Annotated in this window: 14 protein-coding genes and 2 pseudogenes; 10 read left to right on the top strand and 6 right to left on the bottom strand. The window is 69.8% G+C overall.

Annotated elements, in window-relative coordinates; translation table 11 throughout:
* Positions 1 to 155 precede the first annotated feature (155 nt).
* The 5 genes and pseudogenes from P8T65_RS08830 to P8T65_RS47225 form a co-directional block, all read left to right on the top strand.
* A complete protein-coding gene (locus tag P8T65_RS08830; RefSeq protein WP_316724821.1) occupies positions 156 to 560 on the top strand; it encodes a DUF302 domain-containing protein in 405 nt (134 codons plus the stop codon).
* 237 nt (positions 561 to 797) lie between these two features.
* Entirely contained in the window at positions 798 to 1256 is a 459-nt protein-coding gene (locus P8T65_RS08835) for a hypothetical protein (protein ID WP_316724822.1), read from the top strand.
* Complete coding sequence (locus P8T65_RS08840; protein WP_316724824.1) at positions 1256 to 1534, top strand: hypothetical protein; 279 nt, start codon at positions 1256 to 1258, stop codon at positions 1532 to 1534. The genes P8T65_RS08835 and P8T65_RS08840 overlap by 1 nt, the downstream gene beginning before the upstream one ends.
* Positions 1535 to 1536: 2 nt before the next feature.
* On the top strand, positions 1537 to 4119 hold the full coding sequence (locus P8T65_RS08845; RefSeq protein ID WP_316724825.1) for a heavy metal translocating P-type ATPase: 2583 nt from the start codon (positions 1537 to 1539) through the stop codon (positions 4117 to 4119).
* A gap of 290 nt (positions 4120 to 4409) precedes the next feature.
* Positions 4410 to 4463 (top strand): annotated as a pseudogene (locus P8T65_RS47225) (hypothetical protein); the annotation flags it as partial.
* A 126-nt stretch (positions 4464 to 4589) separates the two neighbouring features.
* Here P8T65_RS47225 and P8T65_RS08855 read toward each other — a convergent pair.
* The 3 genes and pseudogenes from P8T65_RS08855 to P8T65_RS08865 form a co-directional block, all read right to left on the bottom strand.
* Positions 4590 to 5194, bottom strand: a pseudogene (locus tag P8T65_RS08855) (cadmium resistance transporter).
* Positions 5195 to 5462: 268 nt separating this feature from the next.
* Positions 5463 to 7076, bottom strand: a complete 1614-nt coding sequence (locus tag P8T65_RS08860; protein WP_316724827.1) for a multicopper oxidase family protein — start codon at positions 7074 to 7076, stop codon at positions 5463 to 5465.
* A 96-nt stretch (positions 7077 to 7172) separates the two neighbouring features.
* On the bottom strand, positions 7173 to 7670 hold the full coding sequence (locus P8T65_RS08865) for a hypothetical protein (protein ID WP_316724828.1): 498 nt from the start codon (positions 7668 to 7670) through the stop codon (positions 7173 to 7175).
* A 171-nt stretch (positions 7671 to 7841) separates the two neighbouring features.
* On the opposite strand from P8T65_RS08865, the gene P8T65_RS08870 reads away from it, so the two are divergent.
* From P8T65_RS08870 to P8T65_RS08885, 4 genes are all read left to right on the top strand, one after another.
* Positions 7842 to 8312 (top strand): TetR/AcrR family transcriptional regulator C-terminal domain-containing protein, encoded by a 471-nt coding sequence (locus P8T65_RS08870; protein WP_316724830.1) that lies wholly within the window; start codon positions 7842 to 7844, stop codon positions 8310 to 8312.
* Between the two features lie 474 nt (positions 8313 to 8786).
* Entirely contained in the window at positions 8787 to 9083 is a 297-nt protein-coding gene (locus P8T65_RS08875) for a heavy-metal-associated domain-containing protein (protein WP_316724831.1), read from the top strand.
* A 110-nt stretch (positions 9084 to 9193) separates the two neighbouring features.
* Positions 9194 to 11506, top strand: a complete 2313-nt coding sequence (locus P8T65_RS08880; RefSeq protein ID WP_316724832.1) for a heavy metal translocating P-type ATPase — start codon at positions 9194 to 9196, stop codon at positions 11504 to 11506.
* An 87-nt stretch (positions 11507 to 11593) separates the two neighbouring features.
* Positions 11594 to 11848: a hypothetical protein gene (locus P8T65_RS08885; protein WP_316724834.1), complete on the top strand. Its 255-nt coding sequence runs from the start codon at positions 11594 to 11596 to the stop codon at positions 11846 to 11848.
* A 315-nt stretch (positions 11849 to 12163) separates the two neighbouring features.
* Here P8T65_RS08885 and P8T65_RS08890 read toward each other — a convergent pair whose 3' ends face one another.
* From P8T65_RS08890 to P8T65_RS08900, 3 genes are all read right to left on the bottom strand, one after another.
* The gene (locus P8T65_RS08890; RefSeq protein ID WP_316724836.1) at positions 12164 to 12346 is read right to left on the bottom strand and encodes a hypothetical protein; all 183 of its coding nucleotides are present in this window, start codon (positions 12344 to 12346) and stop codon (positions 12164 to 12166) included.
* Positions 12347 to 12622: 276 nt separating this feature from the next.
* A complete protein-coding gene (locus P8T65_RS08895) occupies positions 12623 to 12826 on the bottom strand; it encodes a cold-shock protein (RefSeq protein ID WP_316724837.1) in 204 nt (67 codons plus the stop codon).
* Positions 12827 to 13065: 239 nt separating this feature from the next.
* The gene (locus P8T65_RS08900; RefSeq protein WP_316724839.1) at positions 13066 to 13404 is read right to left on the bottom strand and encodes a MerR family transcriptional regulator; all 339 of its coding nucleotides are present in this window, start codon (positions 13402 to 13404) and stop codon (positions 13066 to 13068) included.
* Between the two features lie 1135 nt (positions 13405 to 14539).
* Between P8T65_RS08900 and P8T65_RS08905 the strand changes: the two genes are divergently transcribed.
* On the top strand, positions 14540 to 14896 hold the full coding sequence (locus P8T65_RS08905) for a hypothetical protein (RefSeq protein ID WP_316724840.1): 357 nt from the start codon (positions 14540 to 14542) through the stop codon (positions 14894 to 14896).
* The last annotated feature ends 359 nt before the right edge of the window (positions 14897 to 15255 follow it).

Below are 15255 nucleotides of genomic sequence, written 5' to 3' on the forward strand. Positions count from 1 at the left end.
AGAATTACCCCAGGGGGTATGCCTCCGAAGGTAACACAAGTACCCCGGGGGGTATTTCCAAGGGCAGGAAAGACCCGGAAACGCCCTACGAGTACCTCGCACAGGGCCGGACACTCGTCCCGCCCCGCTCAAGCCGCCGAGAAGGGGCCTCGCCCATGCGCCACGACCGCACAGTCCGCCTCGACACCGACTTCGCCACCGCCGTCGCCCGCACCCGCGACGCCCTCGCCGACCAGGGCTTCGGCATCCTCACCGAGATCGACGTCACCGCCACTCTCAAGGCCAAGCTCGACCATGACATGGAGGACTACGTCATCCTCGGCGCCTGCAACCCACCCCTCGCCCACCGTGCCCTGGACACCGACCGTTCCATCGGCCTGCTGCTGCCGTGCAACGTGGTCGTCCGCCGCGACGGCGACAGCACGGCCGTACAGGCCCTGGACCCCGGCACGATGGTCGCCCTCACCGAACTCGACACCCTGCGCCCGGTTGCCGAGGAGGCCACCCGCCGCCTCGACGCCGCTCTCGCCGCCCTCACCGCAGGCGAGACGGAAGGCTGAGCAGCCGACCGGACCAAGCCGGACCGCACCGCCGGCCCAATGATCGTGAGCCCGATGCGACGCGTCCGTGCGCCGCGCAGCGGTCGCCGAGAGGCTCGGCGCCGACTGGGTGGCGTACGCCACCCACACCCCCGCCTTCCGGGCCCGCCACGGAAAGCGCCACGGCCACTCGCCCATGTCGCATGGCGACCAGCCGCCCGCGCCTCAGCATCACACCAGCGCCCGGAGGTGACAGCCGTGATCGCCATGGCCTGGACCCTGATCGCTGTCCAACTTCTCGTCACCGGGCACAGCGCCTTCCACCTCAGGCGTGTGCGCCATCGCTGCGTGACCAAGGCGTACCGCTCCCGGAGCGCGACGTCGGCACTCGTGATCGTCTGTGTACTCCCGCTCGTCCCGCTCCTGGCCACCGACGCACCAGCCGCGGCCTGGGGGCCCTGGGGAGTCGGCTGCACCGCCGCCGCCCTGGTGCACGCGTTCGTCGACGCCTTCGGCGACACCCCCAGCGGCACACCGGCGGCCACCAGCCGACCACCGCCTCCGCGAACTCCAGGAGGACCCGTTCTTCCCACGGACCACGCCTCCCCGTCCCCGACGCCACCGGATGCCGCCGAGGCAAAGCCGCCGTTGTGTTGCTGCCGGCCCTCCTTTCGCGCACCGTCGAAATATGGGTGCCCCAACCCGAAGGGCCACTGATGAACGCCGCCCACCACTCTGACTCGCGTGTCGACGCCCTTCGCGCCCGGCGCTGGTTCTGGGCGATGACCATGCTGGCTGTGCCGACCATGGGCGCGCTGTACCAGACGCCGCGCTCCCAGCCCGGGCTCGGCTCCGGAATTCTCGTACTCGTCAGCGCGCTCGCCCTGATCGCCACCGGCGTCCAGGCGGCCCGGATCGTGACCGCCCTCGCCGGTCCGCCACGCATCCCTCGACCTTGGGAGGGTGCCACTGCCCGCCCTGCGAAGGAGAAGTGACCGTGCACGACCATCACACGGAACACCAAGGCCATGAGGGTCACGCCAGCCCCTCCGAGCCCCGGTACGCCCGTACTCCCAAGGAATGCAGTACCGCGGTGCTGGACGTACGGGGTCTCAACTGGGCCTCCCAGCAGAGCGCTGTCACCGCCGTACTGGGGCGACGGCCCGGCGTGCTCGATGTCGAGGCAAACCCGGTGGCGCAGACGGCGACGGTGGTCTTCGACCCAAGGCGCACGTCCCTGGCGGAGCTGCGCGACTGGGTGCAGGAGTGCGGCCTGCACTGCGCGGGTCAGTCCGTCCCGGCCCATGTCTGCGATCCGATGGCCGAGCCGGAGCCGCCCGCCCCGACCGCAACGGCACCGAGCGCGCCGCCGCCGGGCGTGCACGCGGGCCCCGCGAACGTGCGGCCCGAGACGACAGCCGCGCCTCACGTCCACGAACCGGCCGCGCCCGCGGACCACGCCGCCCACGAGCACGAGGAAGCGACGCCCTCGCCCCACGAGGTGATGGGCCACGGCGGGCACGGCGCCATGTCGATGGCGGCCATGGTGGCCGACATGCGCAACCGCTTCCTGGTCGCGGCGCTGTTCTCGATCCCCATCGTGATCTGGTCGCCGATCGGCGAGGACGTCTTCCACCTGGACGTGCCCGTCCCGTTCGGGCTGCGGGAGGACGTGTGGGCGCTGCTGCTGAGCCTTCCGGTGATCTTCTACTCGTGCGTGATCTTCTTCGACGGTGCGCTACGGGCCCTGCGGGCCCGCACCCTGGACATGATGGTGCTGGTGGCGGTCGCCGTGGGCTCCGGCTGGCTGTACTCCCTGATCGTCACGCTCACCGGCGGCGGAGACGTCTTCTACGAGGCGGCCACCGTGCTGACCTCCTTCGTCCTGCTCGGCCACTGGTTCGAGATGCGTGCCCGCGGCGGCGCCAACGACGCCATCCGCGCCCTCCTCGACCTGGCCCCGCCCAAGGCGCTCGTGCTGCGCGACGGCGAGCCGGTCGAGGTGCCCACCGCCGAGGTGGTCGTCGGCGACCTGCTGCTGGTCCGCCCCGGCGCGAAGATCGCCGTCGACGGCGTGGTCGAGGAAGGCAGCAGCGAGGTCGACGAGTCGACGGTCACGGGCGAGAGTCTGCCCGTGCACAAGGAGCCGGGCTCGCAGGTCGTGGGTGCCACCATCAACGCCAACGGCACGCTGCGCGTGCGGGCGACGAAGGTCGGCACGGACACCGCCCTGGCCCAGATCGTCAAGCTGGTCCAGCAGGCCCAGAACTCCAAGGCCCCGGGACAGCGGCTCGCGGACCGGGCGGCGTTCTGGCTGGTCTTCGTCGCGCTGATCGGCGGGGCCGCGACGCTGGCCGTCTGGCTGCTGGCCACCGACCGCTCCCTCGGTGCCGCCATGCTGTTCGCCATCACGGTCGTGGTCATCACCTGCCCGGACGCGCTCGGGCTGGCCACGCCCACCGCGATCATGGTGGGCACCGGTCTGGGCGCCAAGCGCGGCGTGCTGTTCAAGAGCGCCATGGGGCTGGAGACCTCCGCCCGCATCCAGACCGTCGTCATGGACAAGACCGGCACGCTCACCAAGGGCGAGCCGGAAGTCACCGACGTGGTCACCGCTCGCGGCTTCCACGAAGGCGAGCTGCTGCGCCTGGTCGCGGCGGTGGAGCGGGAGTCCGAACACCCGCTCGCCGAAGCCGTCGTACGCCATGCGGAGGCGACGCAGCACGTGACGGAATTCGCGGCGGGCTTCGCGAGCGTCCCCGGTCACGGAGCCATCGCCACCGTGTCCGGCCACCGGATCGTGGTCGGCAACCGCCGCCTGGCCGAACGCGAGAACGTCGACCTGACGGAACTAGCGGCGAAGCGGGAGGAGTTGGCCGCCACCGGCCGTACGGTCGTGATCGCCGCCGTCGACGGGCGAGCTGCCGGCCTGATCGGCATCGCCGACGCACCCCGGGAGACCTCCGCCACCGCCGTGGCCGAGCTGCACGCCCTCGGCATCGAAGTGGTCATGCTCACCGGCGACAACCGGGCTACCGCCGAGCGGATCGCCGAGCAGCTGGGCATCGACACGGTGATCGCCGAGGTCCTGCCGGGCGACAAGGCCGCCAAGGTCTCCGAACTGCAGGCCACCGGCCGCACGGTCGCCATGGTCGGCGACGGCGTCAACGACGCCCCGGCCCTGGCCCGGGCCGACCTCGGCATCGCCATCGGCGCGGGCACCGACGTCGCCATCGAGACCGCCGACCTGGTCCTGATGCGCTCCGACCCGCTGGACGTGCCCACCGCCCTGCGCATCGGCCGCGGCACCCTGCGCAAGATGCGCCAGAACCTGGGCTGGGCCATCGGCTACAACGCCCTCGCTCTGCCGATCGCCGCCGGGGTGTTCGAACCCGCCTTCGGCCTGGTCCTCCGGCCCGAGATCGCCGCCCTGTCCATGTCCGGCTCCAGCGTCATCGTGGCCGTGAACGCACTCGCGCTGAAACGCCTGCGTCTGCCGATCGCTCTTCCCGGCCGCGTTCCCGCCCCGCCGGCACCGGCCGCCGTCAGCGCCGACGAGCCCGTCCGCCGAGCCGCCTGACCCGCGCGGCGGCGCTCGACAGCCCTTCCCTGTCGATCCCGACTCCCCCGAGAGCGCAGGGGTCCCAGCCGCGGATGCGGGCATGGGGCCGCTGATGAAGCTTCTACTATGGGGCTGCGTAGTGCAGCGAAAGGGAGCGACGGCATGCGGCTGGGGGACCTCGAGGCAGAGATCATGTAACAACGGCCCCGCCAGCGGACGCCCGCACCGCCATCGAGTTCGCCTACGCCCAGCTCGGCAAGCCGTACGAGTGGGGGGCGACCGGACCGGGCTCCTACGACTGCTCCGGACTGACGGGCGCGGCGTGGCGTGCCGCCGGAGTTTCGCTGCCGCACACCGTGCAGCAGCAGTACTCGGCCGGCCGGAAGGTCTCGCGGTCGGACCTCCAGCCCGGTGACATCATCGAACGGCCGGATATCGACACCAACGCACGACGCCGAAGCACCCGCGCGCTGCGTGTCCCAGGTGCTTCACAGCCCGATGGCGCCGCCTTCGATGAGGATGAGCAGGCCGAGGGCGATCAGGAGCAGCGGCAGCAGGATGTGCCCCCACCGAGCGAGGGCTTTGGCAACGAGGGGGCGGGTCGCGAAGAAGCGGCCGACGAAACACCACACGCCCACCAGAACGAGGAACACCAGGGCGTACACGCTCATCCCGCCGATGCCGCGGTGGCGAACACCGGCACGTAGACGCCGATGTTGTCGCCTCCGTTGGCGAAGGTGACCGCGGCGACTTCCAGCGGGCTGGGGCCGCCCTCCTTGGCCTGGGCCTCCTCTTCGTCCGCACTGCCCTCGCGGTGATCCTTCCATGCCTGCCAGGCCGCCTTGAGGCCGAGGGCGAGAGGCAGCAGGCCGAGACAGGGGATGGCCGACTCGGGCAGGAAGGTCGCTCCGAACGCGGCGGCCACCGCCACGGCGAGGATCGCGGCGAAGCCCACATACCGGCCCAGCACGATGCGGCGGGTGGAGCCGCGGTGACCGGCTCCCCGGGCGAAGAACAGCGCCAGGATCAGGATGTCGTCGATGTTGGTGACGGCGAACAGCCCGGCGGCCTGCCCAATGATGCCCAGGTCCACGAGTGGATGCCCTCCCCTTCGCTGCGAGTGTCCCGGTGACGCCACCGGAAGCCCGTACCACGCCCTTCGCCCGGCCGAGGCACAGTGCTGCTGCTTCTCGTGAACATCGAACACGACACCGTCAGGGTGCCTCCCGGGCTGCTGAACAGCTGATGCCGAAAGTCGGTGAACAAAGCGACGCCGCTTCGTTCGCAGCGATCAGCCGCGTTCCGGGCTTACCCGCCCTGTGCCGGCCGGCGGACCGGCCGGCACGCGAGACGGCCGGCGTTCACGCCTGGTAGGCCACCAGCGCCATCATCCCGACCTCGCCGTGATACGCGTTGTGGCAGTGGAGCATCCACTGGCCGGGGTTGTCCGCGTCGAACTCCACCGACAGCGTCTTCTTCGGCAGCACGATGGCGGTGTCCTTGCGCGGGCCGCCACCTGCGAGCTGGTAGGTGTGGCCGTGCAGATGCATCGGATGCCACATTTCCGTTGTGTTGACGAAGTCCAGCCGGACCCGCCGGCCCTCCTCGACGAGGACGGGGTTCGCGGACGGGTCGTCCATGTCGAACGCCCTGCCGTTGATGGCCCAGTTGTATGTGCCCATGCCGCCGGTCAGCTCGATGCGGTGCACCCGGTCCGCCTTCTTCGACGCGAGCCGGACGTCGTCCGCCGCCTTCAGCTGGGAGGCGGTCAGGATCCTGCCGTTCAGTTCCTTCGGCCGGACGGACGGCTGCGGCGCGCTGCCGGATCCGGTACGGACCAGGGCCATACCGCCGGCGTTCTTGCCCTCTGCCACGGCGACCAGCGGGAAGACGCCGTCGCCGAGGGTCACCAGGATGTCGTAGCGCTCGCCCATGCCGATCAGCAGGGCGTCGACCTGCTGGTGCTCGACCGGGAAGCCGTCGGTGTGGGTGATCGTCAGCTTGTGGCCGCCCAGCGCCACCCGGTACGCGGTGTCGCCGCCCGCGTTGATGATCCGCAGCCGTACGCGCTTGCCGGGCTCGGCCCGGTAGACGTCCGGGTCCGCGGGGACGCGTCCGTTGACCAGGTGGTACGCGTACTTCACATCACCGGCGTCGCCGCCGAGCAGCTCGCTCTCGGCGCCCATCAGCATGAACCTCATGGACATCCCGCCGGACGAGGACGAGGCGGACGGAGAGGCGGAACCGTCGCCCATGTCCATCCCCTCCATGTCCCCCATGTCATGGCCACCGTGGCCGCTGCCGGATCCGGAGCCGTCCCCCATGTCCATGGCGCCCATGCCCTGCCTCAGCTCGGCGAGAACCTCGTCGGGCGTGCCGGTGACACCGTCGACCCAGTCGTCCAGGACGACGACCCACTCGTCGTCGTACGACAGCGGCTCCTTCGGGTCCTCGACGATCAGCGGCGCGTACAGGCCCCGGTCGAGCTGAACACCGACATGGGGATGGAAGAAGTAGGTGCCGGGGGCATCGGTGAGGAAGCGGTAGGTGAAGGTGGAGCCCGCCCGCACCGCCTGCTGGGTGACCGGGGGCACGCCGTCCATGTCGCTGCGCAGGGCGAGGCCGTGCCAGTGGATGGACGTGGTGGTCTTGTTCGGCAGCTGGTTGGAGAGTTCGGCGGCCAGCGTGTCGCCGACGGACAGCCGGATCTCCTTGCCCGGGGTCCGGCCGCTGAAGGCCCAACTCTTGGCCATGACACCACCGCCCAGGTCGAGCGTGGCGGGCGCGGCGGTCAGGGTCACGTTGCGCACGTTGCCGGTGCTGGGGCGCTTCTTCTCTGCGGCAGCGACCGCCGAGCCGGAGGGGCTGACCAGGGAAGGCGTACTGCCTGAGCCGGCGCTGCAGGCGGCGAGCGCGCCCGCGCCCGCGACGCCGAGGCCGGCCAGCAGGACGGAGCGGCGGTTGATGCTGTTCATGTCGATTGACCTCAAATCTCTCTGTACGCATGGGACGACACGTGCGGAGACGGCTCCTCGGCATGAGAAAGCGGCGAGGAGGCCGTTGGGCACGGCCTAGATGCGCAACTGAGAGAGAACGGACAGATCCGGGGGCGCCCGGCCCACCGCCCCGGCCTGCGCCGCACCAAGGGCGGCGGGGCCGTAAGCGTCGAGGCCCCACGGCACCGTCGAGTCCGCAGGCGGCACGAGGGTGAACTCGCCGACGCTCGCCGGCGCGCAGTGCTGCATGGCCATGCCGACACATGGCGCGCTCTCGGTGCCGTCCGCAGCGGGTCCGGCGAGCGCAGCGGCCGCCTGCTCCGCGGCCGCGTCTCGGTGCGTGTGCCGGGACATCTCCATGGCCCGCAGTGCGGGATTGCCTGCCATCACCATGCCCCCGGGCATCACGTGTACGGCGGACGACGGTGACGAGGCCATGGGCGCGGCCGCCGCCTCATGGTGAATCAGTACGGCGAGCGCGGCGAACAGGGCGATGACGGCAGCACGGGTCCAGCGGACGACGCCACGGGGGGCGCGAGTCCGCGAGGCGAGGGCTGCCGGGACTGCCGTCACTGCACCGGGGGCTTCCTGTCGAGAGTACTGCCGGTCAATATACCCCACGGGGGTAAACGGGGGATGAGGTCGACTGCGCGAACATTCTACGAACATCTTTAGTAGAAAAGCGGCAGGCCGAGGAACACACACCCGAGATTTATTGGAGCAGGGGGCAAGGGCAGGGAAGAGATGGGCCGGCTCCTGACAGCGGTGATCACGGGCGCCCTCGACGAACCCCTCGCGGGAAATGCGGCGACTGCTCTCGAACGGCTGGCGGAGGCCGAGGACCTCCGCACGGCCCTCCTCGACGCCGCACGCAACTGGGTCCACTCAGTGCGCACCAATCGCGAGGTGGCGGCGCTGCGCAATCTCGTGGCCGCCGAGGCGCAGCGCTTTCCCGAGCTGGGCCGGGCCTGGCAGCAGCACGGACCCGAGGGGCACCATCCCGCGGTCGCGAACGCATTGCGCACCCTGGCGGACCAGGGCCGACTGGTGATCCCGGATCTGGAGACGGCCATCATCCAGCTCTACGCGCTCCTGGCCTTCCCCCATATGGTCTTCGGCTCCTACGGCACACATATCGACGACGACCTCACCGACCGTCTCCTCACCAGCGGCGTCGACATGTTCCTGAGCCACTACAGCCCACGGCCCACGTAACGGAACCGCGACCTTCCCTCCCTCAGCCCGCTTCGCCCCTACACCAGGACGGAGCGAGAGGCGGAGCGCCAGGCAGACGGTACCGGCCGGCAGCAGCGGCGCCTCCCGCCACCCGAGAGCGACCACGGCTCCGCGGCCGGGCCACGCCATGAAAACGCCACACAGCTCCGGAGACGGCGATCACGGTGCCGACCGCCCGCCACTGTCACCGCTCACCACCCACTACACCTCTCACCAAAGCCCTTGCGGCGCACGGCCGCGAGCTTCCCGTTCACTGCGGCGCACATGAAGGGCACGCACACGTCGGTACGCCACGAGCACACGCCTCACCGGACCCGCCGGCCTCGTGTGCGTGTGAGTGGGATCACAGGCTCACCATACCCCTAGGGGGTATAGTCTCTGCATCGTCGGGAGGACCGCGGAAGCAGCCCTCGCGACGGCAGCCCCACGCATCCACACCCTGAGGGAGCACCCATGACCACCCAGACGAATTCCGGATCCTGCTGCTCCTCCGACGGCTCCTGCGGCTCGGGCACCGGGACCGACGTCCAGGGCGTCGGCGTCACCACCGTCTACAAGGTCTCGGGCATGACCTGCGGCCACTGCGAAGGCGCAGTCAGTCAGGAGATATCCGCCCTGGAGGGCGTCACTGCGGTCCAGGCCATCGCCAAGACCGGCGAGGTGACCGTCGCCTCCGCCGTCCCGCTCGACGAGGAGGCCGTCCGGGCCGCCGTCGACGAGGCCGGCTATGAGCTCGTCGGCCGGGACTGAAGGTCCTGTCCGGGCATCCGGCCCACATACCGCGCATTGCCTCCCGCGCCGGGACGCACCGCTCCGCTGATACGGACGCCGTGCGTTCCGGCCTCTCCCAGGAGATACGCATGACCAGCACGGCTCCCGAAAACACGTCCCCCCGCGCAGCGTCCACGCCCGCCTCCGAGGTCGAGCTCTCCATCGGCGGCATGACCTGTGCCTCTTGCGCCGCCCGCATCGAGAAGAAGCTCAACCGGATGGACGGCGTCACCGCGACCGTCAATTTCGCCACCGAGAAGGCGAAGGTCTCGTTCACGGAGGGCATCGAGGTCGCCGACCTCATCGCCACCGTCGAGAAGACCGGCTACACCGCCGAGGAACCGCCGCCCCCGGCCACCGGGAACAGGGCGCAGGACGAGGCCCCGACGGCTGCGGACGGCGAGCTGCTCTCGCTGCGGCAGCGGCTGTTCGTGTCGCTGGCGCTGTCCGTGCCCGTCGTGCTGATGGCGATGGTCCCGGCCCTGCAGTTCGACAACTGGCAGTGGCTGTCGCTGACTCTGGCCGCCCCGGTCGTCGTGTGGGGCGCCTTCCCGTTCCACAAAGCCGCGCTCACGAACGCCCGGCACGGTGCCGCGACCATGGACACGCTGGTGTCCATCGGCACCCTCGCCGCACTGGGCTGGTCGCTGTGGGCGCTGTTCTTCGGGCACGCCGGGATGCCCGGCATGCGGCACGGCTTCGAGTTCACCATCTCGCGTTCGGACGGTTCCTCCGCCATCTACCTGGAGGCCGCGGCCGGCGTGACCGCCTTCATCCTCGCCGGGCGTTATCTGGAGGCGAAGTCCAAGCGCAAGGCGGGCGCGGCACTGCGGGCTCTGCTGGAGCTGGGCGCGAAGGACGTCTCGGTACTGCGTGGCGGCAAGGAAGTACGCATCCCCGTCGGGCAGTTGGCTGTCGGTGACCGGTTCGTCGTACGGCCCGGCGAGAAGATCGCCACCGACGGCGCCGTCATCGAAGGCGCCTCGGCTGTGGACGCCTCCATGCTCACTGGGGAGTCCGTACCCGTCGACGTGACCGTCGGCGACGCCGTCACCGGCGCCACGGTCAACGCCGGCGGCCGACTCGTCATCGAGGCCACCCGCGTCGGCGCCGACACCCAGCTCGCCCGGATGGCGAAGCTCGTCGAGGACGCGCAGAACGGCAAGGCAGCCGTGCAGCGCCTCGCCGACCGGATCTCCGCCGTGTTCGTCCCGGCCGTGCTCCTCATCGCGGTCGCCACTCTCGGCGGCTGGCTCGGCGCCACGGGCGATGCCACCGCCGCGTTCACCGCCGCCGTCGCCGTCCTGATCATCGCCTGCCCGTGCGCCCTCGGGCTCGCCACCCCGACCGCGCTCATGGTCGGCACCGGCCGCGGTGCCCAGCTCGGCATCCTCATCAAGGGCCCCGAGGTCCTGGAGTCCACCCGCCGCGTCGACACCGTCGTCCTGGACAAGACCGGCACCGTCACCACCGGCCGGATGACACTGCAGGACGTGTACGTCGCCGAAGGCGTCGACGAGCTCGAACTGCTGCGGCTGGCGGGCTCGCTGGAGCACGCCTCCGAGCACCCGATCGCCCAGGCCATCGCCGCCGGAGCGATCGAGCGGGCCGGCAGCCTGCCGGTGCCCGAGAACTTCGAGAACGTCGTCGGCCTCGGCGTCCAGGGCGTCGTCGACGGGCACGCCGTCCTTGTCGGACGCGAGAAGCTCCTCGCCATGGGGGTCCCCCCGCTCGAGCGAAGTCGAGAGTGGGGGAGGATGATCGAGCTGCCGCGCGAGCTGGCCGAGGCCAAGGCCGCAGCGGAGGCCGAGGGCCGTACAGCAGTCGCCGTCGCCTGGGACGGCGAGGCTCGCGGCGTCCTGACCGTCGCCGACGCGATCAAGGAGACCAGCGCCGAGGCGGTCGCCGAGCTGCGCAGGCTGGGCCTGAAGCCCGTCCTGCTGACCGGCGACAACCAGCTCGTCGCCGAGTCCGTGGCGAAGGCCGTCGGCATCGACGAGGTCATCGCCGAGGTCCTCCCCCAGGACAAGGTGGACGTCGTCAAGCGACTGCAGACCGAGGGGCGTTCCGTCGCGATGGTCGGCGACGGCGTCAACGACGCGGCCGCCCTGGCCACCGCCGACCTCGGCCTGGCCATGGGCACCGGCACCGACGCGGCCATCGAGGCCGGCGACCTCACCCTCGTCCGCGGCGACCTGCGGGTGGCGGCCGACGCCATCCGCCTCTCCCGCAAGACGCTGTCCACCATCAAGGGCAACCTCTTCTGGGCTTTCGGCTACAACGTCGCCGCCCTGCCCTTGGCCGCGGCCGGCATGCTCAACCCGATGATCGCGGGCGCAGCCATGGCGTTCTCGTCGGTGTTCGTCGTGACGAACAGCCTGCGCCTGCGCTCCTTCAAGTAGGCCCGTGAGCAACCTCGTTGACTGTTAGGGGCCCTGCCGGAAGGCAGGGCCCCTACCGGCAAGGCGGTCACCAAGGGCAAGGAGCCGGTGCTGGCCTTCCTCTCCTGGAAGACCGCGGACGTCCTCTACGGCATCGGCCCGGCCGGCGACCTGAACCACAGCACCGACGGCGGCACCACCTGGAAGAAGGTCTCCACCGTGCCGGGCGGCCCGCCCCAGGCGCTCACCGCGGTCGGCGCCGAACACGTGCTGGCCGCCACCCAGGACGGCGTCCACGAGTCGAAGGACGGCGGCAAGACCTTCCGCAAGCGCCTTGCCGTCGAATCGAGTGGCGGACACTGACCGGCGTATGGCGGAGCCGATCACCAGGGCCGGGCGCCCGGCACAGAGATCGGACGTCAGCCCTGGGGACGCAGGCCGGCCAGGGTCACCGAACGGGCATCTCCGCTCGCCCACGCGCAAGGATCGCCGATGCTTCCTGAGGTCCGCCCCCACGTCTCCGCTGCCCTGACCCACCAGTTGGAACATCAATTGGGTCCGGCTTCGCGTCACGAAGCCGGCCATCTCCTCGGGCTGCCAGCCGCGCCGCCTGCTTCCACCGAGGGAGGAGAAGGCTTCTGGTCGGAGCTGTGGAGGTCTTCGGGCGCCGCGTACCTGCTACCCGTCGGCATCAAGGCTCTGGTGCTGCGTTCCCTGGCAGGAGAAGGAACCGCCCTGGCCCGACAGATCCTCTCGGCCGTCGATGAGATGCTCCCGCCCCAGCGCGTCGCGGTCGGGGAGGTGATCGGTCAGGCCCTCGTCGAAGTCCGGCCATCTGCCCGACCTCAAGACACAGGTCATCGGAGAACTGTGGCTCCGAGATCTCGAGCTCACCGCCTGGCGCGTGCTGCACGCAGCCCGCAGGTCGGACGTTCCGGCTGGACGGAAAGCCTTCCTCGACGCCTGGGCGAGCGTCTGAACGTCGGTTCCTCCGAGTTGCACGGTAGCCGCGCCAGACATGCGGCTCCGTGCCCGACGACGCTTGCGGCGACCGAGGTCAGGAAGGTTCAAGCCGAAGTCGCAGCGGCCCCGGGCCTCCACAGACCAGGGGGCCGCCGCTCGGGCAGGTCTGCGAGGTCAGACCAGGTTGATGTTCTCGGCCTGCGGACCCTTCTGGCCCTGGGTGACGTCGAACGTCACCGACTGGCCCTCCTGGAGCTCACGAAAGCCTGTGGAGTTGATCGCGGAGTAGTGCGCGAAGACATCCGGGCCGCCGCCGTCCTGGGCGATGAAGCCGAAGCCCTTCTCCGCGTTGAACCACTTCACAGTTCCCGTTGCCATGCCTCATGCCTTCCAGTCGATGAACGCCTCCCACTCCATGTGGCAGACGGAGGTGATCGCCCTGGTCCCTGCGGCACAGCACAGCAAAACGCCCACAGCAAAGGCGCGGGCAGAGAATTCTGAACCACGACAGCTGACGCAGACGTTACACGCCCACACTCCGGGTCACCACAGGAAGTGATCAGCCGCGCACGAGACCGTGCGTGCGGTGCCCGCCGACGCTGACGGGCACGCTCATCTCATGCTGCTGCCGTCGGGTTCGCCGATTCGGCGGCGCGGCGATATTCGGCGTTGATGCGCTGGGCTTCCTCGAGCTGGTCTTCGAGGATGATGATCCGGCAGGCGGCCTCGATGGGAGTCCCGTGGTCGACGAGTTCCCGAGCCCGGGCGGCGATGCGCAACTGGTAGCGGGAGTAGCGGCGGTGGCCACCTGCGGAGCGGAGCGGGGTGATGAGGCGGGCTTCGCCGATGGCGCGGAGGAAGCCCTGTGTGGTGCCGAGCATCTCGGCGGCCCGGCCCATGGTGTAGGCGGGGCAATCGTCGTCGTCGAGACGGCCGAACGTGTCGTCTGCTGTCATTGCACCTCTCTGTGGAACGCGTCGAGGGGCCCTGGCACCGTACTGGCACCAGGGCCCCGAAGGAACTACACCATCCGCCGGCCCTGACACTGCACCGGCCCTCTGTTTCCGCAAACCCGACCGAAACGCTGTCGGGGACGCGGGGATCGCGGTTGCTTGACCGGAGACCACCTCACTGTCGATGTCCTGCGGTACCCGGGTCCAAGACTTCCGCCCGGGCGATCCTGATGGCGCTCGGCTCCTCCGTTCTCCCTCTTGATCAACTACTCACTGACGGAAACTGCGAATTGCTGGTACCGCAAACTGCTGGTGGCCTCGAACAGCGCCACTCTTCGGCAGCCAGCCCCGTCGCCCGTCCTTCGTCTGCTCTGGCTTGGAACCCCACTGCCGAACCTCCCGATGCGCGCGCCCGCAGCCGACGCCTTCACCGAGGTACCGCTCAATGACCTCACTGCTGGGTACTGCGAACTTGCACTTACGGGTACTGCCACTGCGTACTGCTCATGGCGGCCCCTGATCACTGCGGGCCACCCGGTCCGGTCGTCAGTCCCGTCGCCGTCCTGCAACCACTCTGGCTTCGGAACTCCACCACCGCACCGTCCTGCGACTGCAACTACTGCACTACTGACCGGCAGTTCATCTCTGCCAGCCTCGCTCGATCTCGGCTACGAGAGAAACCCTAACCACACCGCAGCCCAATGTCTACTCTGGCCAATATAGATTTTCGCGCACTCGAAGACGAGGTAATCCGCCTCGACCGGGTCTGCGCCGCCCTCGACGATTCCGGGACGATCGAGCAGCTCGTGGAAGTGTGCACTCGGGTGCCGCGATCCGCGGGTCGGCGCTCCTGCTGCCGCCTCAGCGCCGTACCGAGGATCTGTCTCCTCGTCCGCGGCCACGCTCTCGTGCTCGTCAAGCCGGTGGCATCGTCGCGGATGGGCCGGTTTCTCGGACCGGCACGGCCCCCGGCCCGAGCAGACCGTGGGCTGCCGAGACACGGGCGCACGGCAGCAGGTGCCGTTATGCCTCGACTGTGGTCCTCACCGGGCCTCCGGCGGCAAGACCGTGAGCGCCTGCCTTGCCTGGTGGCGTCACCGCTCAAGCAGCCGGATGGCCGGCGAATATAATCTGTGTCGTGTCGAAGCCTGACGAACTGCTGGTTGACCTCGCCGCCCTGGTGGAGTCCGGCCAGAGCAACCAGATGTCCCTGACCGTGGTCACCGGTGGTGCTGTCATCACCGGTCGACTGGCTCCCGAAGCAGTGTGGCGACAGAGGGTCTCGGAGGTACTGACGGATTCCGCCCGCTTGGGCGAGTTCGCCGCCGTCTTCAACACTCCCGCGACGAAGGGGCCGCCTACACATCTGCACTTCCATGTCGCCCGAATCCTCCAGGGCGCTATGGGGATCCCGGAGACAGGCGGGATGTACCGGGTTGCGATCAAGGACGTCAGCGCCTGGACCGTGGGCGACTTCAGTTATTCCGACCACTGAGCGACGGCGACGGGAACCCGCTGCACGCAGTGTGGGCCCGACCGGCGTACCGGTCGGGCCCACACTGGTGGTCAGATGTCGGCTTGTGCCTGTTTACCCGGTCAGACCGTCACGGGGGTGCCGAGCATCACGCAGGCGTGCTGCAGCGAGCCGGGATGCCCAGCGGCGCGACCTTGGGGAGGGCGCGGCGGGTGAAGCCGAGCTGAGTCATGGCCCCGAATGCACGACGGGGTCGGTCAGACAGCGGCGAACCAGCAGGTCGACGTTACGGTCCAAGGTGACGGGCCTCGTCCAGCACCGTGATGCCCACGTGGTTCAGCCTGCAGTCGCCACGGTCACCGCTCCACGCTGACGTCCCT

This window comes from Streptomyces sp. 11x1, from assembly GCF_032598905.1.
Lineage (GTDB): Bacteria > Actinomycetota > Actinomycetes > Streptomycetales > Streptomycetaceae > Streptomyces.

Coding starts and splice junctions, on each gene's coding strand:
- P8T65_RS08840 (WP_316724824.1), top strand. CDS start 1,256: ATGAACGCCGCCCACCACTCTGACTCGCGTGTCGACGCCCTTCGCGCC.
- P8T65_RS08875 (WP_316724831.1), top strand. CDS start 8,787: ATGACCACCCAGACGAATTCCGGATCCTGCTGCTCCTCCGACGGCTCC.
- P8T65_RS08895 (WP_316724837.1), bottom strand. CDS start 12,826: ATGGCAACGGGAACTGTGAAGTGGTTCAACGCGGAGAAGGGCTTCGGC.
- P8T65_RS08890 (WP_316724836.1), bottom strand. CDS start 12,346: ATGACCTGTGTCTTGAGGTCGGGCAGATGGCCGGACTTCGACGAGGGC.
- P8T65_RS08830 (WP_316724821.1), top strand. CDS start 156: ATGCGCCACGACCGCACAGTCCGCCTCGACACCGACTTCGCCACCGCC.
- P8T65_RS08870 (WP_316724830.1), top strand. CDS start 7,842: ATGGGCCGGCTCCTGACAGCGGTGATCACGGGCGCCCTCGACGAACCC.
- P8T65_RS08860 (WP_316724827.1), bottom strand. CDS start 7,076: ATGAACAGCATCAACCGCCGCTCCGTCCTGCTGGCCGGCCTCGGCGTC.
- P8T65_RS08900 (WP_316724839.1), bottom strand. CDS start 13,404: ATGACAGCAGACGACACGTTCGGCCGTCTCGACGACGACGATTGCCCC.
- P8T65_RS08880 (WP_316724832.1), top strand. CDS start 9,194: ATGACCAGCACGGCTCCCGAAAACACGTCCCCCCGCGCAGCGTCCACG.